The sequence below is a fragment of the Virgibacillus sp. 6R genome (assembly GCF_001895305.1).
Classification (GTDB): Bacteria; Bacillota; Bacilli; order Bacillales; family Amphibacillaceae; genus Virgibacillus; species Virgibacillus pantothenticus.
Map to the genome: position 1 here is coordinate 557535 of NZ_CP017762.1, position 23523 is coordinate 581057.

18 protein-coding genes, 2 pseudogenes and 1 other annotated feature are annotated in these 23523 nt (G+C 37.5%); of the genes and pseudogenes, 7 read left to right on the plus strand and 13 right to left on the minus strand.

Translation table 11 applies throughout. The annotated features are described in order from the left end of the window. Position 1 precedes the first annotated feature (1 nt). The 5 genes from BKP57_RS02705 to refZ form a co-directional block, all read right to left on the minus strand. Positions 2–205 carry an alpha/beta-type small acid-soluble spore protein gene (locus BKP57_RS02705; RefSeq protein WP_050353382.1) on the minus strand — a complete coding sequence of 68 codons (204 nt, stop codon included), beginning with the start codon at positions 203–205 and terminating at the stop codon, positions 2–4. 157 nt (positions 206–362) lie between these two features. Next, positions 363–1559, minus strand: a complete 1197-nt coding sequence (gene thiI / locus BKP57_RS02710) for a tRNA uracil 4-sulfurtransferase ThiI (RefSeq protein ID WP_050353383.1) — start codon at positions 1557–1559, stop codon at positions 363–365. Positions 1560–1564: 5 nt separating this feature from the next. Continuing rightward, positions 1565–2704: a cysteine desulfurase family protein gene (locus tag BKP57_RS02715; protein ID WP_050353384.1), complete on the minus strand. Its 1140-nt coding sequence runs from the start codon at positions 2702–2704 to the stop codon at positions 1565–1567. Between the two features lie 156 nt (positions 2705–2860). Beyond that, positions 2861–4555, minus strand: coding sequence for a septation ring formation regulator EzrA (gene ezrA, locus BKP57_RS02720; RefSeq protein WP_050353385.1), 1695 nt, complete (start codon positions 4553–4555; stop codon positions 2861–2863). Between the two features lie 543 nt (positions 4556–5098). Next, positions 5099–5719: a forespore capture DNA-binding protein RefZ gene (refZ, locus tag BKP57_RS02725; protein ID WP_050353386.1), complete on the minus strand. Its 621-nt coding sequence runs from the start codon at positions 5717–5719 to the stop codon at positions 5099–5101. A 113-nt stretch (positions 5720–5832) separates the two neighbouring features. Here refZ and BKP57_RS02730 point away from each other — a divergent pair, with 113 nt between their 5' ends. Next, positions 5833–6327 (plus strand): GAF domain-containing protein, encoded by a 495-nt coding sequence (locus BKP57_RS02730; protein WP_050353387.1) that lies wholly within the window; start codon positions 5833–5835, stop codon positions 6325–6327. A gap of 661 nt (positions 6328–6988) precedes the next feature. Here the strand turns inward: BKP57_RS02730 and BKP57_RS02735 are convergent. Continuing rightward, on the minus strand, positions 6989–8758 hold the full coding sequence (locus tag BKP57_RS02735; protein WP_050353388.1) for a sensor domain-containing diguanylate cyclase: 1770 nt from the start codon (positions 8756–8758) through the stop codon (positions 6989–6991). A 623-nt stretch (positions 8759–9381) separates the two neighbouring features. Between BKP57_RS02735 and rpsD the strand changes: the two genes are divergently transcribed. Then, entirely contained in the window at positions 9382–9984 is a 603-nt protein-coding gene (rpsD, locus tag BKP57_RS02740) for a 30S ribosomal protein S4 (RefSeq protein ID WP_050353389.1), read from the plus strand. Positions 9985–10375: 391 nt separating this feature from the next. Here the strand turns inward: rpsD and BKP57_RS22670 are convergent, their stop codons facing one another. Then, complete coding sequence (locus BKP57_RS22670; protein ID WP_050353390.1) at positions 10376–10567, minus strand: DNA/RNA non-specific endonuclease; 192 nt, start codon at positions 10565–10567, stop codon at positions 10376–10378. Between the two features lie 446 nt (positions 10568–11013). Here BKP57_RS22670 and BKP57_RS02750 point away from each other — a divergent pair, with 446 nt between their 5' ends. Beyond that, positions 11014–11445: a DUF4064 domain-containing protein gene (locus BKP57_RS02750; protein ID WP_050353391.1), complete on the plus strand. Its 432-nt coding sequence runs from the start codon at positions 11014–11016 to the stop codon at positions 11443–11445. Between the two features lie 104 nt (positions 11446–11549). Here BKP57_RS02750 and BKP57_RS23370 read toward each other — a convergent pair. The 3 genes and pseudogenes from BKP57_RS23370 to ltrA form a co-directional block, all read right to left on the minus strand. Next, positions 11550–11747: pseudogene (locus BKP57_RS23370) on the minus strand (YxeA family protein); the annotation flags it as partial. A gap of 261 nt (positions 11748–12008) precedes the next feature. Beyond that, a pseudogene (locus BKP57_RS21595) lies at positions 12009–12179 on the minus strand (S4 domain-containing protein); the annotation flags it as partial. A 328-nt stretch (positions 12180–12507) separates the two neighbouring features. Then, positions 12508–13896 carry a group II intron reverse transcriptase/maturase gene (gene ltrA / locus BKP57_RS02765; RefSeq protein ID WP_072740950.1) on the minus strand — a complete coding sequence of 463 codons (1389 nt, stop codon included), beginning with the start codon at positions 13894–13896 and terminating at the stop codon, positions 12508–12510. Between the two features lie 453 nt (positions 13897–14349). Beyond that, positions 14350–14585 (minus strand) — a binding site (T-box leader). Positions 14586–14703: 118 nt separating this feature from the next. Between ltrA and BKP57_RS02770 the strand changes: the two genes are divergently transcribed. The 4 genes from BKP57_RS02770 (at position 14704) to BKP57_RS02785 (ending at position 20569) form a co-directional block, all read left to right on the plus strand. Continuing rightward, positions 14704–17775, plus strand: coding sequence for a transglycosylase domain-containing protein (locus tag BKP57_RS02770; RefSeq protein ID WP_072740951.1), 3072 nt, complete (start codon positions 14704–14706; stop codon positions 17773–17775). 321 nt (positions 17776–18096) lie between these two features. Beyond that, positions 18097–18750, plus strand: a complete 654-nt coding sequence (locus BKP57_RS02775; RefSeq protein WP_050353393.1) for a GNAT family N-acetyltransferase — start codon at positions 18097–18099, stop codon at positions 18748–18750. Next, complete coding sequence (locus BKP57_RS02780) at positions 18750–19403, plus strand: acetoin utilization AcuB family protein (RefSeq protein ID WP_050353394.1); 654 nt, start codon at positions 18750–18752, stop codon at positions 19401–19403. Before BKP57_RS02775 ends, BKP57_RS02780 begins: the two co-directional genes overlap by 1 nt. Further along, positions 19400–20569 carry an acetoin utilization protein AcuC gene (locus tag BKP57_RS02785; protein ID WP_050353395.1) on the plus strand — a complete coding sequence of 390 codons (1170 nt, stop codon included), beginning with the start codon at positions 19400–19402 and terminating at the stop codon, positions 20567–20569. Before BKP57_RS02780 ends, BKP57_RS02785 begins: the two co-directional genes overlap by 4 nt. Positions 20570–20646: 77 nt before the next feature. On the opposite strand, the gene motS is transcribed toward BKP57_RS02785, so the two are convergent. From motS to ccpA, 3 genes are read right to left on the minus strand one after another with little or no spacing between them, the layout of a single operon-like run. Continuing rightward, entirely contained in the window at positions 20647–21450 is an 804-nt protein-coding gene (motS, locus tag BKP57_RS02790; protein WP_050353396.1) for a flagellar motor protein MotS, read from the minus strand. Next, positions 21440–22267, minus strand: a complete 828-nt coding sequence (gene motP, locus BKP57_RS02795; RefSeq protein WP_050353397.1) for a flagellar motor protein MotP — start codon at positions 22265–22267, stop codon at positions 21440–21442. Before motP ends, motS begins: the two co-directional genes overlap by 11 nt. A gap of 59 nt (positions 22268–22326) precedes the next feature. Then, the gene (gene ccpA, locus BKP57_RS02800; protein ID WP_232231392.1) at positions 22327–23277 is read right to left on the minus strand and encodes a catabolite control protein A; all 951 of its coding nucleotides are present in this window, start codon (positions 23275–23277) and stop codon (positions 22327–22329) included. Between the last annotated feature and the right edge of the window lie 246 nt (positions 23278–23523).

Consider the following 23523-nt stretch of genomic DNA (forward strand, 5'->3'; position numbering starts at 1 on the left):
TTTAGAAAGTTTGTTGACCACCAAATTGTTGCTCAGCCATTTGTACTAGACGTTTTGTAATTTCTCCACCAACAGATCCGTTAGAGCGAGAAGTTGAATCTGGTCCTAATTGAACACCAAATTCTTGAGCGATTTCGTATTTCATTTGATCTAGAGCTTGTTGAACACCAGGGACTACTAACTGATTTGAATTGTTATTTGCCATAATAAATCACCTCCTTGGTACTTATAGAATGTGTACCGAGGAGAGAATCCATTCATATTTTCAATTGGTAGTTACTGTAAAGTACTTTTAGGTTTGGCTTTAACAGAGAAGCTCCATACAGCGTTTTATTTAAACCAATCTGTTAACATCTTCGTTTCTAAAACAAATTTTCGTACGTATTTTCTTGCCGAGATGTAATCTTAATTGTCTCTATGTTTTGCAATGCCTCTTCCACCCATTCCGATAAATCTGCTTTTGCTTCAAAATGGTTTGCTTTCTCCCTTTTCGGTTTTGTTTTCGGTGACTTTGGTACAAAAACCGTACAGCAGTCTTCATATGGGAGAATGGATGTCTCATATGTGCCAATTTTCTTTGCTATATCAATGATTTCGGTCTTATCCATTGCAACAAGTGGCCGCAAAATGGGATAGTTAGTCACTTCATTAATGACGTTCATGCTTTCCATTGTTTGGCTAGCAACTTGTCCTAAATTTTCTCCCGTAGTTATAGATAAAATCCCTTGTTCCTGACACACTTTTTCACTTATGCGCATCATTATCCGACGCATAATTGTCATCGCATAACCATCTGGAATTTGGCGGAAAATTTCCTGTTGTAATTTCGTAAACGGAACAAGATGAACTTGAATAGACTTCCCATATTGTGTCAATTGTTTAGCTAAATCAAGCACTTTTTGTTTCGCTCGTTCACTCGTAAATGGCGGAGAATGGAAGTGAATAGCTTCCAATTGAACGCCTCGCTTCATCGCCAGATAGCCAGCTACAGGACTATCAATACCACCAGACAATAACAATAACGATTTACCAGATGTACCAACTGGCAAGCCTCCAGCTCCTTGAACGACACTAGAAGTTATATACGTTGCCTCGTTACGAATCTCGATCTTAATCTCTACATCTGGCTGATGAACATCAACGGTTATACCATTTGTATTCGTTAGCAAATGCTTGCCTACAACATGATTAAATTCCTGTGAACGAATCGGGAAATCTTTGTTAATACGTTTTACTGTAACTTTAAATGTACTTGCAGCATCATTTTTCTTAAGCGCATATAATGCAGCCTCTTTCACTTTGTCAGGGTCATTTTCTTCCTTAATCGCCAAGCTTAAACTTTGTATTCCAAAAATATGCTTACATTTATCGATGATTGGTTCTGGGTCATGCCCATTTAATAGAATGAACATTCTTCCTTGCGTCCGTTTCACCTTCACGTTTTTATAATCTTGTAACTTGTTTTGAATATTTTCCTGTAAACGAAGGATAAATGCTTTTATGTTTTTACCTTTTAAAGCCATCTCCCCGTAACGTATTAATATATAATCGTATTGCATAGCCTCTACTCCATTACTTTTTTTAATTGTTGTATGTTTCTCCTTAATATACCCATAAACTGCTGCAATTCTTCCATTGTATTTGTATAAGTAAGACTTACTCGTAGCGCAGAAGTCGTTCTCTTTTTTGGAAGACCACAAGCTGCTAAAATCTTACTCTCATCGGTTTGTTTGGAAGAACAAGCCGATTTCGTTGATATATAAATATCATTCTCTGCCAGCAAATGAATTAGTACCTCTGGCTTCACACCTGGAACAGAAAAATTAATGATATGTGGAGCTGCATGTAAAGGGGTATTTACAAAAACATCCGGAAGTTTCTCTAACTCTTTACGAATATATTGCTGCATTTGTAATAATTCATGTTTATGCGTTCTTTCCCTTTCCAAAATTAAACGTAATGCTCGTACAAACGAAACCGCACCTGCCAAGTTTTCAGTACCAGAACGCTTTGCTTGCTCTTGCGCTCCCCCGTGAAAAAGCGGAAATAATGTCGTCCGATTTCTTATATATAATAAACCAGTTCCCTTTAAGCCATGAATTTTATGCCCAGACATCGTACAAAGATCTATTCCACTATCTTTCAATGACAAAGGAACCTTTCCTAACCCTTGTACATGATCTACATGAAAAAATAATTTCGGATATTTTTTAGTAATTGCCCCGACTTCCTTTATTGGTTGTATCGAACCAAGCTCGCTGTTTACATGCATTATGCTAATTAAAATCGTATCGTCTTGAATAGCAGCCTGTAAATCGTTTACGTTAATAATACCATCCTGATTGACAGGCAAATATGTGATGTTAAAGCCCAATTTCTCAAGGCTTTTACACGCTTCATATACAGACGCATGCTCCACAGCCGTTGTAATAATATGCTTACCTCTGTGCTGATGTTCGAGGGCAATTCCTTTAATCGCCAAATTATTTCCTTCTGTTCCTCCAGAAGTAAAAACGATTTCCGAGCGAGCAACTTCCAACAACTTTGCCGCCTGGTCCTTTGCCTGATGAAGGAGCTTTTCAGATTCCCCCCCTAAAGGATGTATAGAAGACGGATTTGCAAAAAAATCCGTCGAGACTTTTTCGAAGCTCTTTAAGACAGACGCTTCAGGTTTTGTGGTTGCACTATTATCTAAGTAAATCATTATTTATTCGCCATACCTTTCTTACGAATGATGCACTATGATCTGACGCCTTATAAAAAGCACAGCAGAGCGGCTTATAAAATCAACTGCTATTAAAACGTGCAAAAAAGGATACCATCGAATGAATATCCTTTTTCCAAACGACATCTATTTAAATTATTCTTCCACTTCAGATTGGTGTACCTCAATTCGCTTTAATGCTCCTGGTTCTACCTCTTCCACCGCTTTTGCTGCATTTTCAAGTGCTAATTCATATTCGTACTTCCTAAACAACCGCTCAGACTCGGAAAGTTTCTCAGCTAGTAATGGGTATTGACTACGATATCGATTCGCATATTGGATAACCTGCTCCGTTAAATAAGCTTGTTCTAACATCAGATTCGTTTGCTCCATACAGTGGGAAACAGCATTCTTTGCATCATTTAAGGCCTGTTGTACTTCAGCCATTTCCAAAGGTTGATTTTCCAACGCCTTTACAACACGTGCATTTTTGTCATTAGCTGTTTCTATAAGGTTCCAAATAAAAGTAGGGACTCCAGGAACGTTGCTCTTCTTAAGCTTTCGTTGTATAGAATATAACTGATTTCGCATTTCTGTCAACTTTTCTTTTGCTTCTAACTCGTCTTTGCGGAGATTTTGAATCCGTTTTTTAAATGCTTCATGACTTTCTTTTAATGTTTCAATTTCTTTAAGGGCTGCTTCTATTTCATTACGAAGCTTTGTATGCGGTGATTTCTCCTCTTCCATCTCCGAGACAACTGCTTCCATTTGGGAATTTAATTTCGCTATGGATTTCTCCAGCGATAAATATTTTTCCATATCGCTATCTTCAAAATAATAAGCCTTTTGTAGCTGATCTACTTCTTGTTTCGTGTGATGAAAAGTTGCTGTAACTTCTTCCATAACATGTTGATACGTTGGCATCTTTGTTTCTACATAATTTTTAGCAATCGCTTCTTTTTCTAACAGTTGGTACATCTCTTTCGAACGTACTTCGATTTCCTCAATTAATATTTCTGCGTTAGCCATATCGCCATTATCAAGTTTGTCCACCATATGTAAAAGCTTTTGCTGATAGTTGCGAATTTCTTTTTCGAACGCAAGATGCTCTACTCTGTATCCTTCACTTTTCATTTCCTTTATTCCAGAAAGAAGGTCATCTAATTGCGAAGGGAGCTCCTGCTTACACATCCGATACAACTGAGGGAATTCATCAAACTGTTTTTCCAAATTATCAAGCGAAAGTTTGAGCTTATCTACGAGCTCTTTTGCCTCTAGGTAATTTCCACCTTCTACTAATTGATAGTAAGAGGCAAGCTCATTAAACAGCTCATCTAACCTTGCCTCAAAATAACTCTCGGCTTTCCCATATTGATAACGGTTTTGCGATAGTTTTTTGCGTAAGTCTTTCAAAGTCGGCTCGACATGTTCTATTTCCTTACGACTTTCCTCTTCAGAATGGAGCAGTTCATCCACTTCTTTAATAATTTGTTCGATTTCCACTTCCACTGTCTGCAGGATTTTTTCCACTTCAGCTAATGTCTTTTTAGCTCTTGAAAAACGATAACGATCTGCAGCCGCCTCTGCATCAAATAGAAGCTCCTCAATATCTGTTAATTCCTTTGTAACAATATGTTCCCAACGCTCTTTCCAAGCCTCGAACTTATCTTGCGTTTCTCCAGACAAGTTAAGAATTTTTATACGGGAGAGCTCAGCATTGATGTTTCGATCCATAATATCCATTTTCCAAGCTTCATAGCGATCGACTACATCATATACCCTTTTACGTAAAATAAGTCCTGTAATAATAAGTGCAATGACTATAAGTATACTGCCAATGATGTATGCCATAAAATGCCTCCCAACTAAATCTCCTAAAAACTTGTTCAAAAAGTCCTATAAAGCACATCTAATTTCACCGATGGTTTATTCCTTTACCTCTTATGTATTGAAATCACCTATACTCGCATTCGCAGTTCTTGAACTTATTCGTATAAGAGTTGCTAGCATCAATACTGTAACTCATTAAGAAAAATCCGAAGCAGTCCATCATAAGCAAATTCTAGGATAAGGACAACCAGACAATGATACAACTCATTTTTCAAGAACCCTCGATCTAACCGACCTTGGTCCTTTTTATTTTTCCTTTTTGAACTTCACTTTAAGAGAATATCATTTGCTAATGAATTAAAACTCGAATCATAATAAATCTACATATTATAATACCATGTTCGACGCTTCTTTTGCTAAAAAAATACAAATAAATTGGCGATTAGATGAAAAATGATAAAATTTGTTTCGTTTAGTCATTTTTTTCTCTTTGTAGCACCTTTTTTGAACTAGCTTCTTGAAGTTGCTCTTTATTACAGCAATCAATAAAATACTGTTTTAAAACTAGGCATGATCTTTTTGCTTTGCAACTAAGCAATCCAGCCAATCATGAATCGTTTTCACATAGTTGCGGACGAACCTTTGATGGGAATATTCGCCGATAATTTGATTTTTCCATTCATTTGGCATCATATACGGTGTAACAAGCATACCTTTTAATTGCATAAATAAATAGGTTCGGTCATTAATCGATGATCGTTGCTCATCTAATACAGCATAAAAGGCTTTACTTAAAAGATAATTTTCCTTCGCTAAATATGTAACAGTGATTTCTCTAACAAACACCGAATCTAATGATAACTCTCTATGGATGAAACAGGAGAATTGATGCTTGTTTTGTTTATACTGTATAATGAGGAAAATTAATTCCTTTAGTTGATCCAACATGTGTAAATCTTGGTTCTGTTCGATGATTGCTTCTACTGTTTCTAGATACTTTTCATAGTAGTCTGTGACAGCAAATTCTAGCAAACCTTGTTTTCCTTTGAAATAATAGCTAATTAAGGAAACATTGACTTGTGCTTTGTCTGCAATATCACGAACCGATGTACCATGAAATCCTTTTTGAAAAAAGAGTTCAGAAGCAGCCTCGATGACCTTTTGTTTTGAGGGATTAATTTTCATCTTATTCAACTCCTTATATCACCTTTACGACAAAAGCAATTATTTATCCTGCATTTTTCGCTCGACAAAAATAACACATCTGTCGAAAATAACTGTAAAAAGGGGAATGTTTTATGTTTCAAACTGTTCACTATTCCGGAAATAAACAAAAAGACTATGATTTATTAATTCGTCAGCTCCAAGCCTTAAGTGAAGATGAACACGATGAAATCGCCATCTTATCCAATGCTTCTGCACTATTAAATCAATTTCTAGAAAATACAAATTGGGTAGGGTTTTACATTTGGAAAGAAGAAGAGAATGAATTAGTGCTTGGACCTTTTCAAGGACTACCTGCTTGTATTCGTATTGGTTATGGAAAAGGTGTGTGTGGGAAAGCGATAGAGGAAAACGCTACACAGCGGGTCGCAGACGTCCATCAATTCCCCGGTCATATTGCATGTGACGGAGCCACTAATTCCGAGATTGTTGTTCCAATTAAAAAAGGCAATAAAATATTTGGAGTACTTGATATCGACAGTCCTTTAACCAATCGATTTGATGAAACGGATCAAATCTACTTGGAACAATTTGTCGAAACGTTACAACGCTATTTGACTAATGCCTAAAGATTAACCCGTTTAACTGAGCTATTAAAAAACAAAGGTGCAAGCGCCCGTTTAGCAACATAGTGAATGGAACGAATCAACTAAAGATTTAGGAATCATGCCACTAAAACAGGGGTATGCCGACGTCTCGGCGGCAAGCCCATTTTAGTCGACCTTCCTCTTAGCGACGAACCGCTGAGGCCTTATCGTAGGGCGCATTTCTAAAGTCGCATCGTTGCTGGACGGTGGAACCGGACGTGACTATTTGGTTATTTCGTTATCCTCAAGCACCTCATTTTATAGTTTCCTATACAATGAAGAAGCTCCTATGTGGACACGCGTTACCACATAGGGAGCTTACTTATCCATTGGTAACTAATAAAGTGAATTATTTCACCACCCACTGATTGAAAAGTAGAGAAAAAGCTAAGATCGCAACGTTCCTGAAAAAAGAAAACACTTCTTCTGCGTATGCGTGCGAAGCGTCACTTATGTAGCGTTTCTTGTCCTTTGTCCTTGAAAAGAGAGGACTTTTTCTGCGTGACACGCCCAAGATTTTGGTGACTTATTGGGAATTTAGGTGTCGTTATCCCCAATTAGCCTCCTTGAACCTACTCGGAACCTGCGAAGGGTCTTACAGCACCTTACATTGGGGATAATTAACACTTCTATCATATGCTTCCTACCCTTGTACGACACTGTTCTTTCCCATTTGCTTCGCTTTATAAAGTGCTCGATCAGCTCGAATAAACAACTCACTAACGGAGTCATTAAGGTCATTTTGCCAAGTAGATACACCACATGAAAGGGTCACTGTCGGATTTGTCATCTTTTCCACATTGTTGCAAACTTCACCTGCCAATGCTACCGCCTCAGCAATTTGCTTATTTGGTGTATAAATGGCTAATTCCTCCCCTCCCCATCTGGCAGGGATTGCGCTATGGTCAGAAAATTGATGAATCACTTCTGCCACTTGCTTTAACACATCATCACCTACATGATGCCCATACGTATCATTTACTTTTTTAAAATCATCAATATCAAATAGAATTAATGAGCCTTCAGCGGTAATTTCTCTTTGTTGAATAATTTTTTCCTCTAAATACTTCCTTGAATACAGTCTGGTTAAATCATCTGTAATAACTGCCTTTTGTAATTCCTCTTTTAAAATGGCGTTAAAGAATGCTAACGAACAATGCTGAATGAGAGACTGCATAAATTTAAACATCTCAAAGGAAAAGAAATAAGTAGATGGATGCATAATAACTACTACACCGTAAACATCTAGTCCTTGCTCCATAGGTATGACCAATAGAGAACGGTAAGGTAATCCAGTATAGGCATGGTAATTCCCATGAAATGTTGCATGCTTCTCCTGCTCTAATAAAAACGTTGCAAATTGCAAACTATCTGGTTGGTGAAAATAATCAGTACTTGCTTGTAAAACTGTAACATCTTCGCCTCCATTTTTGAAAATAAAGCCAATTTCTTGTGCTTGACATAACTCCTTAATTTTATCTCTTATATATTCGGTAATTTCTTTGAGGTCTAAATTAGAGTTTAAATGATGGGTAACGTCATTAATTAATTTTAATTCTGAAATATGGTGTTTACTATGTTCCATAAGACTCGCATTTTCAATGGCCTTCCCCGCAGTTTGAGCTACATTCGTAACAAATGGAATTTCTCGTTCTGTCAAAGTGCAATCTTTATCTCCCAATAATTGAACCACCCCATAAACCCCTTGATTCCCTGTTAATGGTACAAAAAGATTTGCAATAACATCTGATTGTTTCTCAATTTGTACTTCACCTGATATAAATGCTTTGGTACTGGAATTCATTGACTGATTATCGTTGTAAGCGATTGACTCCACTGGGAAATCAATATCTATATTTGTATCTTGAGACAGCAATAGTTGAATTTTACACTTGGGATAAAAGTGCATAAATGTGTTTATTACTGTTTTTACAATAGCTGCTTTTCGTTTCTTTGTAAACAGTGTCATTGTTAAATAATATAAGAATGGATACTGTGTTTTTTCATCCAGTTTTCCATGCACAACATCTAACATGTTTAAAATCTCAGAACGAATGAAAAAAAGACTAGCTTCTCCAACAGGTTCAGTTGTTGTTAGCAATAGCAGGTAATCCGTATTTAATGTTATCCAATACCTATTCGTACATTGTTCATTGTACTGCTGTTTATTTTCAAGCTCTTCTATGATTATCTTATCTGGAATAAGTTTGGTTGCATTTGTATTAGTATATAGAATAAAACGTTCGTAAAAGTCTCCTTCCCATCGATAGAGACAAACAGCTGAAACATCATTTAATGTATAAATTTGCTTTACAATAAATGATAGGTTGTCCAAGGCATTTCGCTTTAAAATATTGCGAAGTAGCTCATCGTATGCTTGTTGTAGGTGATCTCTTACATATTGTAAATTCATTTTTTCACCAGCTTTTTAAAATTGTTTATTAACATAAAGTTAACTTTTAATGAATGTCGGGTTTCTTTTATCCCCTCTAAGTAACTGGGAACAAAAGCTAAAATCTTAAGCTCTATTGAAAAAGAAAAAACATTTTTATGGCGCGTATACCACTACCGAAGCTTTTTTGCTGAAAGATTTTTCTGTGTGTCAAGCTCTCTAAGATTAACATCTTATAAGTCGAACGAATCAGGTATTTAGACTTGCCCGAACTTTTTTATGCCGCTTCGACTTGAATAGAGTTTTTATGATATCTTTCATCTGAAATAAACGCTAATCAAACTAACTAGTCTAATACATCTATTATAAACGAAATAGGACTTTTTTCCTATCTTATGATTTTAAAAATTGTTTTTTCATAAATGGTTGACTTATGAACAGAAAAATTATATACTGTTCGTTGTGTAAAATAATAAAGTAGCCTTAGTGATCTGGCGCTTGTAACCATGTTGTTCCTCCGTACAAGGAGGTGTATCGCGTAACTCTTAGCTGCTGGAGCGATGGTACATGAAAACATCATGAGCAAGAGGATAGAACACGCTCTTTTATTTTATACAAATAAAAGAAAAAGGAGGAAATGTCTTATGGCTCGCTATACTGGACCAGTATGGAAAAAATCACGTCGTCTTGGCATTTCATTAACAGGAACAGGTAAGGAATTAGATAAACGCCCTTACGCACCAGGTCAACATGGACCGAATCAACGTAAGAAAATGTCTGAATATGGTTTACAACAACAAGAAAAGCAAAAACTACGTTTCATGTATGGTTTAAATGAACGTCAATTCCGCACATTGTTTAACAAAGCAGGTAAAATGAAAGGTGTTCACGGTGAAAACTTCATGCTATTGCTTGATTCTCGCCTTGATAATCTTGTTTACCGCTTAGGTTTTGCCCGCACTCGCAGACAAGCTCGCCAGCTTGTTAACCATGGTCACATTACAGTTGATGGTTCTCGTGTAGATATTCCATCTTACATGGTTAAACCTGGTCAAGTTATCGGTTTACGTGAAAAATCTAAAAATCTAGATATCGTAAAAGAGGCTATTGAAGTAAACAACTTCGTTCCTGATTATTTATCTCTAGACGAAGAAAAATTAGAAGGTACTTTTACACGTTATGCAGAACGTGAAGAATTACCTGCAGAAATTAACGAATCGTTAATCGTTGAGTTCTACTCACGTTAACTTTAGAGTATATTTTTTAACAGTTTTAAAAACCCTAGAAAGCTTGCCATATCAAGCGTTCTGGGGTTTTCTGTTTTTATGCTTCGTAAAATAATGTATACTCCCCCATTCATCTGGGGGAGGTTTTGGGGGAGGATTTTAAGCAAGCACGGACAGGCGTTTATTCTATATTAAATGATTGAAAAAGAGAAGGTCTTTATGCCTTCTCTTTTTTATCACGGTTAAACGAGCATTTTTGTACATACTTAAATTAGCATTTATATCCAAGTGTTAGAGTGAAAAAAACCTAGTGTTTGGAGAGATATTCCTCTAAATATTTTTTCCAGAATTACTTTTAGGCATAATGCTGGACGTTGTGAATTATCTTTATAGTTTGGTGTTATCTTCACCTTTACTTCATCACCAAGTTAAGGGCATACCCCCCACGTATTCTCAAGCTTTTTCCAATTAAATTTCCATTCATCGGAACAAGGTTATCAAGATCTCCAGAACCTTTGAAGATTCTCGCAATTAAATGACCGCCTTCATCATCAGGTAAATAATCATCTATATCGACCGCTAACCAACAATTTACCTTTATCACTTTTTTGTTTTGGAATTAATTCAATTCCTTAAAAATGTTGATATATCAACATTTCAAGGCTTTTTCTTTATAAATGAACGTATAATGAAATACATGATATTGCATTACTTTTCGGATTTCGACCGCTAGTATTAGTGAAGTTTATTTAAAGCAGACAAGAGCTATCCTAGCTTAAAATAATACTTTATTTCAAACAAAAAGAGACAAATCAAATTATAAAAAATAGAGGGCGTATTTATATTTCCCCTCTCCGCTTTGAAAAAAAGACACATTAACAACAAATTAACGCAATTTTAATGGCGTTACATGGTAGAATATGATATTTTATTAACATGATTCGTCTATCCATATACATAAACTCACGATAAAAACATTTTTGTAAAACGAATTACTTGTGCTTTTTCTTGGATAGCTGAACATAAACTTTTTTTCTTGGAGGTATGAAGGTGAAACGTACGGTTGAAATGATTTTTACTGTAATTGGATTACTTGTTTTCTTACTCATGTCGATTAGTGTTGGGGTAGTTGCATTTACTGATAATGCAAAGATAGAAACGATGGCAAAAAAATTTGTGCAGCTTCAGGAACAGACTTCGCAACCTGGAGTGGAAGAGTTTAGTGAACAAGAGTTTGAAACTGTAATTGAAACAGGAACAAACTACCTGTTTTTTGTATTTCTAATTAATCTAGTGTTAGGTGTTCTTGCCTTATTTTTCTTAAAAGGGGACAAAAAACCAAAAGCTGCAGGAATACTATTAATTGTTACCGCCATCGTTGGTACAATTGCCAGTCTTTTCTTTGGAATTATCGGTGGAGCCGCATACTTAATTGCAGGTATTGTCGCTTTAGTTCGTAGACCGAAAAAAATGATTGAATAACTTATAATTAGCTTAATCATTCTTAAAAAACCACATTAGGTTTAACAAGAATACGGGCGGTACACCAATTGAATGGTTACCGCTCGCTATTTTTTCATATAAACTTATTTAAATTTCTCTCGCACCTTACTTGGCAGTTCCTCAAACTGCACTTCTTCCCAAGAGTCAACATAGATTCGCTTTGTTAAAATTTTCAAATAAGCCGTTTCCCTCAGTTGCTTGCTAGCCGTAAAAGTTACTTCATGTTTTTCTCCAGATTTATCATAGCCATTTAAGCTATATTCATAATCTCCTGTATCAAGCTCCTTACCTAATTTAGTTGCTGGGCGCGTGCGCCGGACATGACTAGTCGGTTATTTCGTTTTCCACAAGCACATCATTTTATAGGTTCCTTTACAATAAAATGAAACTTCACATAGGGAAGTTTTTATCTTCGCTACTGAACCAAAGGGATTCTCCGCATATGTTCCTTACTTGCATCTTGTGTTGGAGGCTTATTATCAGTTAGTTGCAGAATATAAAAAGCACAGGAAGCATGAAGCTACCTGCACTTTCATAAGCCTTTAAAACGAGATTAAAAAGAACTTTTTCTTCCCTCTACAGATTACTGTAAAAGTTTCCTCAGTCTATATTACGTATCCCTGTTAACATTCTCCATTAATATAAATTGCTCCATTGGCAATATCTTCTCGTGCTTGTCTTTTTGAAGGTGAGATTTTGGCTTGCACTAATAAATAACTAAGCCGTTATCTTTTGTCTCCGCTTCATTAGCTTTCGACTAATTGATCTATTCCTTTTTAATCAGAAAAGGGCTTCCCTAATGCAGTCATGCCAGCAATTAAATGGATACTTCCATTCGTTGACAAACAATTGCAAAGTGAATCAACGTGGAAGCCCAGAAAAATATTACCGCCTTCCCCTTTTTCTCAACAAACAAAAGTGGGATAAAGATTCGGTAAGCTTTAACTGAACTCCAGTTCGTAGACAATCGAGTAGAGGGAAAAGCTAAATAACTTTTCGCCCCTCTCACACCACCGTACGTACGGTTCCGTATACGGCGGTTCAATAGTTTGAGTGTACGAACTGGTATTGAAGAGCGATATCTTTATATCCTCTCGACGCCAGTTCTTTATCTGTCAATGAACGATGGAGTACATAGCTACTTGATATAGTCCAGTAACCTTTTCTTGTATTCGACCATTCATAAGCTTTACGTTTATCGATGCCTAAATGAATTAGATTCTTTCTTTTCGTACGTGGATTTTTCCACTGTTTCCAAATATATTGTCTAATTCGTCGCTTCAACCATCCATTTAGATTCTTCATGAATCCTTTCATTTCCCCTATGCCATAGTAATTTATCCACCCTGTCATAAGTTGCTGGATTTCTTTTAGAATCACTTCAAGATTCCGCCCACGATTGCGTTTGGTGATTCGCTTGAGTTTCTCTTGAACGGTCACTTTCGCTTTGTTATGAGGACGAATTTTAACCCCATTCTTCGTGGCTAATAGACAGAAGCCAAGAAACTTCCGTTTCAAAGGGCTTCCAACTGCACTCTTTTCTCGGTTAACGGTTAGACTCAAATCTCTCTCAAGAAAGGTAGTAATGTTATCCATTACTCGATATCCTGCTCTTCTACTTTTCACATAGATATTACAATCATCTGCGTAACGAACGAATCGATGACCACGCTTTTCCAATAGTTGGTCTAGTTCATTTAAATAGATATTACTGAGTAACGGAGATAGGTTTCCGCCTTGCGGCGTTCCTTGTTCTGATTTTTCGAAGATACCGTTAATCATAATTCCACTTAATAAGTATCGTCTTATCAAGTGAAGCACTCGCTTATCAGATATCTGTTTTTCCACGAAGTACATGAGTTTGTCATGATTTACCGTATCGAAGTAGGATTTCATATCCAAGTCCACTACATATTTGTACCCTTGTTCGTAGTACGATTTCGCCCGTATGATGGCATGATGCGCACTACGTTGTGGACGAAACCCAAAACTATTATCGGAGAACGTTGGTTCAAATATCGGTTGTAACACTTGGTTGATAGCTTGTTGAAGCATTCGATCGATGACTGTGGGAATCCCCAGTTTCCTCTTTCCACCATCTGGTTTCGGAATTTCAACCCGCAGAACGGGTTGCGGTTTATACTTTCCTTGACGTAACTGGGTTAATAGTTCCTCCTTGTGTTCCTTCAAGTATGGAAGTAGCTGGTCGTACGTCATACCGTCGATCCCTGCTGCTCCCTTATTTCTGACTACTTGAAGGTAAGCTTGATTTAAGTTGTTCCTTGATAGGATTCTTTCAAACAGATTGGATACACCATTTTGATTGTTCTGTTCACCATGAAAAGTACTATGCGCTTCGACATACCCTTCATGTTCCACACTATCTCTCTGCCGATAGCCAGATTCTCCTGTTTTCTGCAGTTGTCGCACCTTCCACACCTCCTAGAGCTTTCAAAATTTCTATTGTTCGGTCCTTCATGTTTCGTCAGTTAACATTACTATGACCTCTGCTGACTTCTTGTGATTCACCAAAACGTCCCCGCTTTGGTTGTGCTGATTCGTTATCATTCAACTCCCACTGCACCCTCACAAGACCTCCCCCGGTAAGAGCGAAAACTTTCCTCCCATGTAACTGTTAGATTTACTGTATAGGTTTCGGGCAGTATTGGACTTTATCTTGTTGCGCAGATTTATCCGACCTAATTCAGCCTTCTATCTAATTTCTGTTCGTCAGTTCAGGAGTTTGCGTCCAGCTTCCTTCAGCCACTACCTCACGATAGCCACCTTGCCTTCCGCTAACAGTTCCTACTGCCAAGCCTGTAGTGGACTTTCACCACCAAGTTTTCGCCCATGCAGGGCGCACGCAAAAAACTCCTCCCTACAAAAAGGGACGAGTTAGTTTACACGCGGTACCACCCTTGTTGCAGCTAAAGCTGAACTCGGTATTGTTAACGATAATGTTACCATTTCTTTACCAAAAGTAAGACAATCACTCATCATCCGATAAAGAAATTGCGCCAGAATGTAATTCATTTTACAAATATAACTGACTTTTACTAACCGTCAGCTCTCTATTAACAGGGATTTGTAAAACTACTCCGTTCCTTCTTTGCAATATGCTATGTATTGGTATATATCTATATCATATATGAATTTAAAAAGCAATAGCAGGAAAAATTTTGTTATTTCCTTCTCTAGGAATATGCTATAATAAGAAAGGATTTAGGAGGGTAGACCATGGACTTGAAACAAAAACTTCGAGCTTTAATAAATAAATGGAAATCATCTTTGAATGACAAGGGTACATCTTCTCAACCGTTCCTTGAAAAATGGAAAGAACTATGGAAGGCAGGAAAAATTCAGCGTACCTCACGCATATCCTACAATGTAATTTGGAATATTATTCTATTTTTTCTTATTGTTGGTTTAGTAGGTATCTTTTTTGTTGGCGGTGTAGGTGCGGGCTATTTCGCTTCACTTGTCAAGGATGAGCCAGTGCGTTCTTACGAAGTGATGAAGCAGGATATCTATAATTACGAAGAAACATCGAAATTATATTTTGCTAATGACATATACTTGGGAGAATTGCAATCGGATTTATATCGAGAAGAAACTACGTTAAAGAATATTTCACCGACGTTAATTGATGCGGTTATCGCAACGGAAGATGAGTATTTTCAAGAGCATAAAGGGATTGTCCCGAAGGCTATTGTTCGGGCTATTTTACAAGAAGCATTAAACACAGATACAAAAACAGGTGGGAGTACGCTAACGCAACAGCTTATTAAAAACCAAATTTTAACAGATGAAGTTTCCTTTGAACGAAAAGCTAAGGAAATATTACTTGCTTTACGTCTAGAGCGCTTTTTTGAGAAGGATGAAATTTTAGAAGCTTATCTCAATGTCGTCCCTTATGGAAGAAATGCATCAGGGGATAATATTGCTGGGATAGAAACTGCTGCACAGGGCATATTTGGTGTTTCTGCAAAAGAAATAAACCTTCCTCAAGCGGCATACTTAGCTGGGTTGCCACAGAGTCCTTCTGCTTACACACCTTTTCAAAATGACGGCACTTTAAAAGATAAAGACTTGCTGCAATACGGGGTCGACCGTATGAAATCTGTTCTGAAGCGTATGTACGAATCTAACTATATTTCAGAAAAAGAATATAAACAGGCGTTAGCATACGATATTACGAAAGACTTTACGAAGGGTTCCCCATCGTCAATTGATAAATATCCATATTTAACTTTTGAAATTGAAGATCGGGCAAAGAATATTTTAATGAAACAGTTGGCTAAAAAAGATGGGTATAGTGAAAAAGATTTAGAAAACGACGCTGATTTACAAGCAGAGTATGCGGAACTCGCCAAACGTAATCTGCGGAACAATGGATATGAAATCCATACAACTATTGATAAAAAAATGTATGATGCGATGCAAAAAGCCACCAAAGCGTTTGCTTACTATGGCCCAGATCGTACGTTCACCATAAAAGATCCGGATACCGGAGAAATGAAAGAAACAACAGAAAAAGTGCAAACAGGCAGTATTTTAATTGAAAATAGCTCCGGAAAAATTCTAAGTTTTGTTGGTGGACGTGGATATGAAGACAATAATGTAAATCACGCATTTAAAGCAAAACGCTCCAATGGTAGTACGATGAAGCCATTACTCGTATACGCGCCTGCCATGCAAGAAGGAGTTATTCAACCAGGAAGCGTAATTGCCGACTACCCTAAAAAGGTACCCGGTTGGGCATTTGGAAAACCAGGGAATTACGGCGGAGGACATTACGGACTTGTTTCTGTCCGAGAGGCTTTGGCAAAGTCATATAACTTGCCTGTAGCTGAAATATATTCAAAAATACTGAACAAAGACCCCGCTTCGAAGTATCTGGAAAAAATGGGCTTTACGTCATTAACAGAAGGAGACCATGCGCACCCTTCCCTATCGATTGGATCCATGGATAAAGGTGTTTCGGTAGAAGAAAATGTGAACGCCTTTGCGACGTTTGGTAATAACGGAAAATTTACGGATGCCTATATGATTGAAAAAATAACTACCAAAGATGGAGAAGTTATCTACGAACATAAATCAAAGGCTGTCGATGTCTTTTCTCCACAAACTACTTATTTAATGGTTGATATGATGCGTGATGTTCTTAGAAATGGAACTGGAGTTTATGCCAATTCACAATTAAAATATCGTGGTGTCGATTGGGCTGGTAAAACCGGTACTTCTCAAGACTATAAGGATTCTTGGTTCGTTGCTACTAATCCGAATGTAACCTTTGGCACATGGATAGGATATAAAACTCCATATCCTTTAAATAATGCAGGAATGGGGTTAAGCTATGGACAGCGTAATATTAAATTATGGGCTGAATTAATAAACAGTGCAACAGATGTTAATCCAGAATTACTCGCTCCATCTAAGAACTTCAAGCGACCAAAAGGGATTGTATCACGAAGCTATTGCGCTATATCAGGCTTACTGCCATCAGAACTTTGTCAAAAAGCTGGTCTGGTCAGAAGCGACTTATATAATAGTAAATATGTTCCTTCAAAAGTGGATGACAGTCTTGTCTCTGGCGGTAGCATGGTAGTGGTAAACGGAAGAACTGTTCCCGCTGGACCAAAGACGCCAAGCGAATTTACTACTGGAAACGGCTTAGCATTTAACGCTGAATTTTTAAGACGAAAAGGATACGATAAATTAAGTGATCTAAGCATCTTATTCCCACGGACCGATCGTGAAAAATGGGAGCGAATTAGTGGTGTTGCAAGCAGTTCCGGTAGTGCTGTTGAAAATGACGGTAAAGCCCCAAATGCTCCTGGATCATTAGCAAAAAGCGGCGGGAATTTAACGTGGAGTAGATCTTCTAGTAAGGATGTTGTTGGCTATCGCATTTATCGTGCTACTGGACCTGGCAATAGTTTTACTCAGATCGGTCATACAACATCTACTTCATTCGGTATTAGCGGTGGGAATGCCCGTTATTATGTGAAAGCAGTTGACTATTTCGGAGAGGAGTCAGCAGCTTCAACACAATTAATCGTTGGTGGTACTCCAAAAAAAGAGCCTGAAACACCGATGAAGGATAAAGCTAGGAAAGTAGAGCAGCCGTCTAATGAACCTTCAAACAAGGAGCAAGAACAGCAAGATGAAAGAGCAGATAAAAAAGAGGATAAAGATAAAGTAAAAGAAAAAGAGGATGAAGGCGGCAAAGAAACAGAAACTCCTGAAACTCCTGAAACTCCTGAAACTGAAACTGATGCTAAAAATGAGGATGAGGAAGCAGAATAAGCTTTCCTGCAACGTTTGTAACATCTACATTTATCCTGATGGAATAACGAAACATCAAAGATCCTGTACCCTTTCTCAAGGTACGGGATCTTTTTTACCTAACCTCCACCTTTTTATGAACGCTGTACGAATAGTTTAGGTTAAAAGCTGGTCCGACGATATTACCTCCTTGCAAACTCCATTGTAATTTTATAGAAATACGTTAATTTAATATCATTCTCCAAGTAATGTTTAGAAATCGTTCATGAATCTTACTAAAAATTCAGATCGTAATGTTGTATAATACTATGTAAGCGTATTATTTAATTAGGTGGTGGGCCAATGAAACATGAAAAAAAGCACTATGCACTAACAAGAGAGACATCCACAGAAACAATCACCATTGAGGGACCATTAGAAGCAGAAGAATTACAGCAATACAAGTTCCATAAGGATTTAATTGCATTTCGACCTGCACCAAAACAATTTGAAGCGATTTTGAATATTTCTACTTTTCCTGAAGGACGGATTATAGTAGCAAGAACGAGTGATACCATCATTGGATATGTAACTTATCTGCATCCAGACCCTTTAGAGCGTTGGTCTGAATTTGAAATGGAAGAGTTAATTGAACTTGGTGCGATTGAAGTCATTCCCGCCTTTCGTGGTGAACGGATTGCTTCAGGGCTACTCGAAGTATCCATGATGGATGAATTTATGGAAAACTATATTATTATTTCTACAGAATATTATTGGCATTGGGATTTACATGGAACAAAATTAAGTATTTGGGATTACCGAAAAGTAATGGAAAAAATGATGGCTGCTGGCGGATTACTCCCAGCCCCAACAGATGATCCGGAAATCATCTCCCATCCGGCTAATTGTCTGATGGTACGAATTGGTAAAAACGTATCTGAAGAATCGATCAAACGTTTTGATGCGTTGCGCTTTCTGCAACGGCATAAATATCGAACTATGCGGGAGGGATTATAATGCTTGTCGAAGAAATTATGAAAACGGAGGTAATTACATTACCTCCGACGGCAACGATTCAGCAGGCGCTGGATTTATTAAACCAACATAAAATACGCCACATTCCAATTATTGATAAGGAAAATCACGTTATTGGCATCGTATCAGATCGGGATGTTCGTGATGCAAGCCCTTCGATTTTTGAATCGGATGAGGGCTCAAACAATTTACAGCATGAAATTCAATCTATTATGAGCCATCCAGTTATAACCATTCACCCATTAGATTTTGTGGAAGAAATAGCAAAAATTTTTTATGATAAAGAAATTGCTTGTTTACCAGTAGTTAGGGAAGGAAATCGTCTTGTTGGAATTGTAACTGAAAAAGATATGCTTTACACCATGATTCAGTTAACGGGCACACATGTGCAAGGGTCTCATATTGAGATAAAAGTACCCCACCGGCCTGGAATTTTACCTGAAGTAACTGCTATCTTTGGCAAACGTAAAACGAATATTGTCTCCGTACTCGTATATCCATCTAAAGATGATCCAGAATATAAAATTTTGGTCTTTCGAATACAAACTATGAACCCACTCCCCGTCATCGAAGATCTTCGTGAAGCCGGTTACGAATTGCTTGCACCTAATCACACAGCGGGGCCACTAAAATGAGCCCATGTAATGCTAAATATGTGTTTTCTACAGACTTGTTGCATTACCATTTTCATGAAGATCATCCTTTTAACCAAAAACGAGTACTATTGGCAACTGAATTACTGAAGCAAGCAGGCACGCTCATCGAAAATAATATTATTCCTCCAAGAAAAGCTACCGAAACAGAAATTAAATTATTTCATGATCATGCATATGTAGAAGCTGTTAAGCAAGCAAGTAAATATATGTTACCAGAACAAACTGCTGTTGAATATGGACTTGGCACAGAAGATACACCAATATTCTCAGGTATGCATGAGGCCTCATCGTACCTCGTAGGCGGGTCCTTAGCAGCTGTCGATGAAGTGTTATCAGGGCGAGCTACCCATGCACTAAATCTTGGCGGAGGACTGCATCATGGCTTTAAACGGAAGGCTTCTGGTTTCTGTATATACAATGATGGAGCCATTGCTATTCGTTATATAAGAGAAGCGTATAACTTACGAGTTCTCTATGTAGATACAGACGCGCATCATGGGGATGGCGTACAGTGGGCTTTCTATGACGACCCAAATGTGTGTACATTTTCTATTCATGAAACAGGCAGGTATTTATTTCCTGGTACAGGTAACGTCAATGAACGTGGCATTAAGGAAGGACATGGGTATACCTTTAATCTTCCTATCGACGCATTCACAGAAGATGACTCATTTTTGGATGCATATACAACTGCGCTAACAAAAATTGCAGCGTTTTTTAAACCAGATATCATTGTTACTCAAAACGGAGCCGATGCGCATTGCTATGATCCGTTAACACATTTATGCAGTACTATGAAGATTTACGAGCAGATTCCCTTATTGGCGCATAAATTGGCACATGAATATTGCAATGGTAAATGGGTTGCACTTGGTGGAGGTGGCTATGATATGTGGCGAGTTGTTCCTCGAGCCTGGGCGCAAATTTGGAATGTCATGTATCAAGGACAGCCACTAAGTGGAGAATTGCCAGCAGCTTGGTTGGATAAGTACCAAAAGGAAAGTCCTGTTCGCCTTCCCACTCATTGGGAAGATGATCCTTCGATTGTGCCTGTAATTCCTAGGAGAGAAGAAATATCTGAAAAAAACAGTCTTGCATTACAGCAACTATTAAAATATACAGTCACACCATCTAATCAGACTTAAAAAGGCGTCTATATGGGAAACTACTTAAATGAAAGGTAAATTGCACTAATGAAAAAATAACCAAGCAAGAGAGACTATTATTTAGCCTCTCCTGCTTGGTTATTTGCTGACTTATTTTCCAAAATCACAATTTCTACGCGTCGATTTTTACTCCAGTTAGCAGGTGACGTATTTGGCGCAATTGGTTGTGTATCCGCATAACCAACTGAAGAAAAACGAGATTTATCAAAGTGATTTTCATTCAATAAATAACGAATAACACTACCAGCTCTTGCACCTGACAATTCCCAGTTAGAGGGATATCTATAATTAGATATCGGCCTGCTATCTGTATGACCTTCTACATGCACCGGGTTGGGAATATTATGTAATAACGAACTGACCTTATTTAAAAATGGTTTTCCAGATTCCAAAATAACTGCTTCACCTGTGGGAAATAAAATACTATCTTGTAAGACAAGTTCCACACCTTGATCTGTCCTTGTAGCAGTTATTACATTATTTAAATCATTCTCATCCAAGTATGTTTCCACTTCCTGCAACAGTTGATCTAAAGATGAAGCATCACCATCTCCTTGTACATCTTTATCTGTCGTATCAGGAAGCTGTGTTGGAGAATCAAATTCATTGGATTGCTCCGCATTTTCTTTATGACTGGATTGTTCTGTCGGGTTATCCATTGGAATAGCAGAAGGATAAAAATCAAAAATCATCCGATTACGAAATGATTCTGAAATGGCTTCAAACTTAACCAAATCAATCTGCGACATGGAAAAAAGCAGTACAAAAAACACTAAAATAAGCGTGACCATATCCGAATAGGTAACCATCCATTTCGGGGCTCCTTTATTACTTGACCTTCTGATTTGCCTACGCTTCATGAACGCTCTCCTCCATGAAATCTGCAGGTTGCTCTTCAAGTTGTTTTGCTCTTTCTTCATTAGATAAGAAAGCACTTAATTTCTCTTCCAATATTCTCGGATTCTGGCCAGATTGAACACCAATAACACCTTCGATAATGATTTGCTTCATAAACACTTCTTCTTCCGTCTTACTTTCTAATTTACTAGCCATTGGAATAAAGACTAAATTAGCAAGCACTGTTCCATATAGTGTTGTTAGTAAAGCTACAGCCATACTTGGTCCAAGTCCAGCTGGGTCTTGAAGACTATTGAGCATAAGCACAAGACCAACAAGTGTACCAATCATTCCCCAAGAAGGGGCATACTCTCCTGCCTTTTCAAGTAATGCCCTTCCCTGATAATGCCGATCCTCTACAGCAATAATTTCAGCCTCTAGAATATCCTTGATAACCTCAGGCTCAATTCCATCTACTGCAAGCAAAATGCCTTTTTTTATAAATGGATCTTCTACTTCCTCTAGTTCATTTTCTAAAGCTAGAAGCCCCTCTCGCCTAGCTCTTTCAGATAAATGAACAAATAATGCAATCAGTTGCGGCAGCTGTTGGTCATTTTTATGAAAAGCTTCACTCAATACTTTTCTTGTCAGTTTGATCTGTTCAAACTTAAACGTTATCAACATCGAAGCAATTAGTCCTCCGATTACAATAAAGATGGAGGAAATGTCCAGAAACAAACCTGCCCCTTCAGAAGTACCATTTTTGGAAACTATCGCCAACATAATCATTATAAAACCCATGGTGATGCCGAACGGAGTTAATATATCTCGTTTTCTCATCGTTCTCTCTCCTCAGAATAGAAGTTGAATCTCTCTATCCACTATATCGGCACCCCATCTTACTTTGTTGAGTTTCTTTTTTCAATTCGATGAGGAAGTACGACTTTTTGATCTTGAACTTCTTCTTTGTTCATGTACTTTGTTAATAAGCGCATTGAGACAGCACCAATATCATACATTGGTTGCACAATGGTAGATAAAGTTGGGCGAACCATTGTAGCTAATCGTGTATTATCAAATCCAAACACTTCTATATCGTCTGGAACACGATAACCTTTGTCCTGAATTCCATGAATAACACCAAGGGCCATTTCATCTGAGGCGACAAAAATAGCTTCTGGTTTTTTATTTTCTTCTAATAATTGATTTACAGCTTCAATTCCTGAACTATAGGAGTAATCTCCTTTTACTATTAGTGATTCATCTACAGAAAGTCCTGCCTCATTTAAAGCTCTGGCATAGCCTTTATATTTCAGCTGGTTGATATGCGTTTCTTCTAACCCAGAAACTAATGCAGGAACTGCTTTAGTTTGTTCAATTAGAAACTGAGTAGCTTCAAAGGCTGCTTGTTCATAATCAATGTTCACAGAAGGGATTTCATTGTTTTCATCATATGTTGCTGCTAGCACCACAGGCACGGAAGAGCTCTTGAATTGCTGTACATGCTGCTCTGAAATATTTCCCCCCATAAAAATGATTCCATCTACTTGCTTTTCCAACATCGTATTAATTAATTGAACTTCTTTGTCTTCATTTTGATCAGAGTTACTTAAAATCATATTATACTTATACATTGTAGCGATATCTTCAATACCTCTTGCAAGTTCTGCAAAGAAAATGCTTGATATATCTGGAATAATCGCTCCGACAGTCGTTGTTTTCTTACTTGCCAAACCTCTTGCAACAGCATTTGGACGGTAACCTAAGCGCTCAATTGTAGCCAGTACCTTCTTCCTTGTTGTTGGCTTCACATTTGGGTTTCCGTTTACGACACGAGAAACCGTAGCCATTGAAACATTTGCTTCTCTTGCCACATCATATATGGTTATATTACTCAATGTTATTTTCCTCCTATACAATATCGTTCTCTTTTTTCTTTATCATACTCTACTATGAAAAATTTTTCAAAGCAAAAAAGGTTGAAGGCTCCTAATTATCCTTCAACCGCTTTTATTCACCCTATAATATCGGTTATTAAGAAGAAAGGCAAGTGTCAAGCCTCTAAGATTGTAGTTATCTAGTTGCATTTTGTTTGA

Coding starts and splice junctions, on each gene's coding strand:
- BKP57_RS02780 (WP_050353394.1), top strand. CDS start 18,750: ATGCTTGTCGAAGAAATTATGAAAACGGAGGTAATTACATTACCTCCG.
- BKP57_RS02785 (WP_050353395.1), top strand. CDS start 19,400: ATGAGCCCATGTAATGCTAAATATGTGTTTTCTACAGACTTGTTGCAT.
- motP (WP_050353397.1), bottom strand. CDS start 22,267: ATGAGAAAACGAGATATATTAACTCCGTTCGGCATCACCATGGGTTTT.
- BKP57_RS02705 (WP_050353382.1), bottom strand. CDS start 205: ATGGCAAATAACAATTCAAATCAGTTAGTAGTCCCTGGTGTTCAACAA.
- rpsD (WP_050353389.1), top strand. CDS start 9,382: ATGGCTCGCTATACTGGACCAGTATGGAAAAAATCACGTCGTCTTGGC.
- thiI (WP_050353383.1), bottom strand. CDS start 1,559: ATGCAATACGATTATATATTAATACGTTACGGGGAGATGGCTTTAAAA.
- motS (WP_050353396.1), bottom strand. CDS start 21,450: ATGAAGCGTAGGCAAATCAGAAGGTCAAGTAATAAAGGAGCCCCGAAA.
- BKP57_RS02775 (WP_050353393.1), top strand. CDS start 18,097: ATGAAACATGAAAAAAAGCACTATGCACTAACAAGAGAGACATCCACA.
- BKP57_RS02770 (WP_072740951.1), top strand. CDS start 14,704: ATGGACTTGAAACAAAAACTTCGAGCTTTAATAAATAAATGGAAATCA.
- ezrA (WP_050353385.1), bottom strand. CDS start 4,555: ATGGCATACATCATTGGCAGTATACTTATAGTCATTGCACTTATTATT.
- BKP57_RS02730 (WP_050353387.1), top strand. CDS start 5,833: ATGTTTCAAACTGTTCACTATTCCGGAAATAAACAAAAAGACTATGAT.
- refZ (WP_050353386.1), bottom strand. CDS start 5,719: ATGAAAATTAATCCCTCAAAACAAAAGGTCATCGAGGCTGCTTCTGAA.
- ccpA (WP_232231392.1), bottom strand. CDS start 23,277: ATGGCTACGGTTTCTCGTGTCGTAAACGGAAACCCAAATGTGAAGCCA.
- BKP57_RS02735 (WP_050353388.1), bottom strand. CDS start 8,758: ATGAATTTACAATATGTAAGAGATCACCTACAACAAGCATACGATGAG.
- BKP57_RS02715 (WP_050353384.1), bottom strand. CDS start 2,704: ATGATTTACTTAGATAATAGTGCAACCACAAAACCTGAAGCGTCTGTC.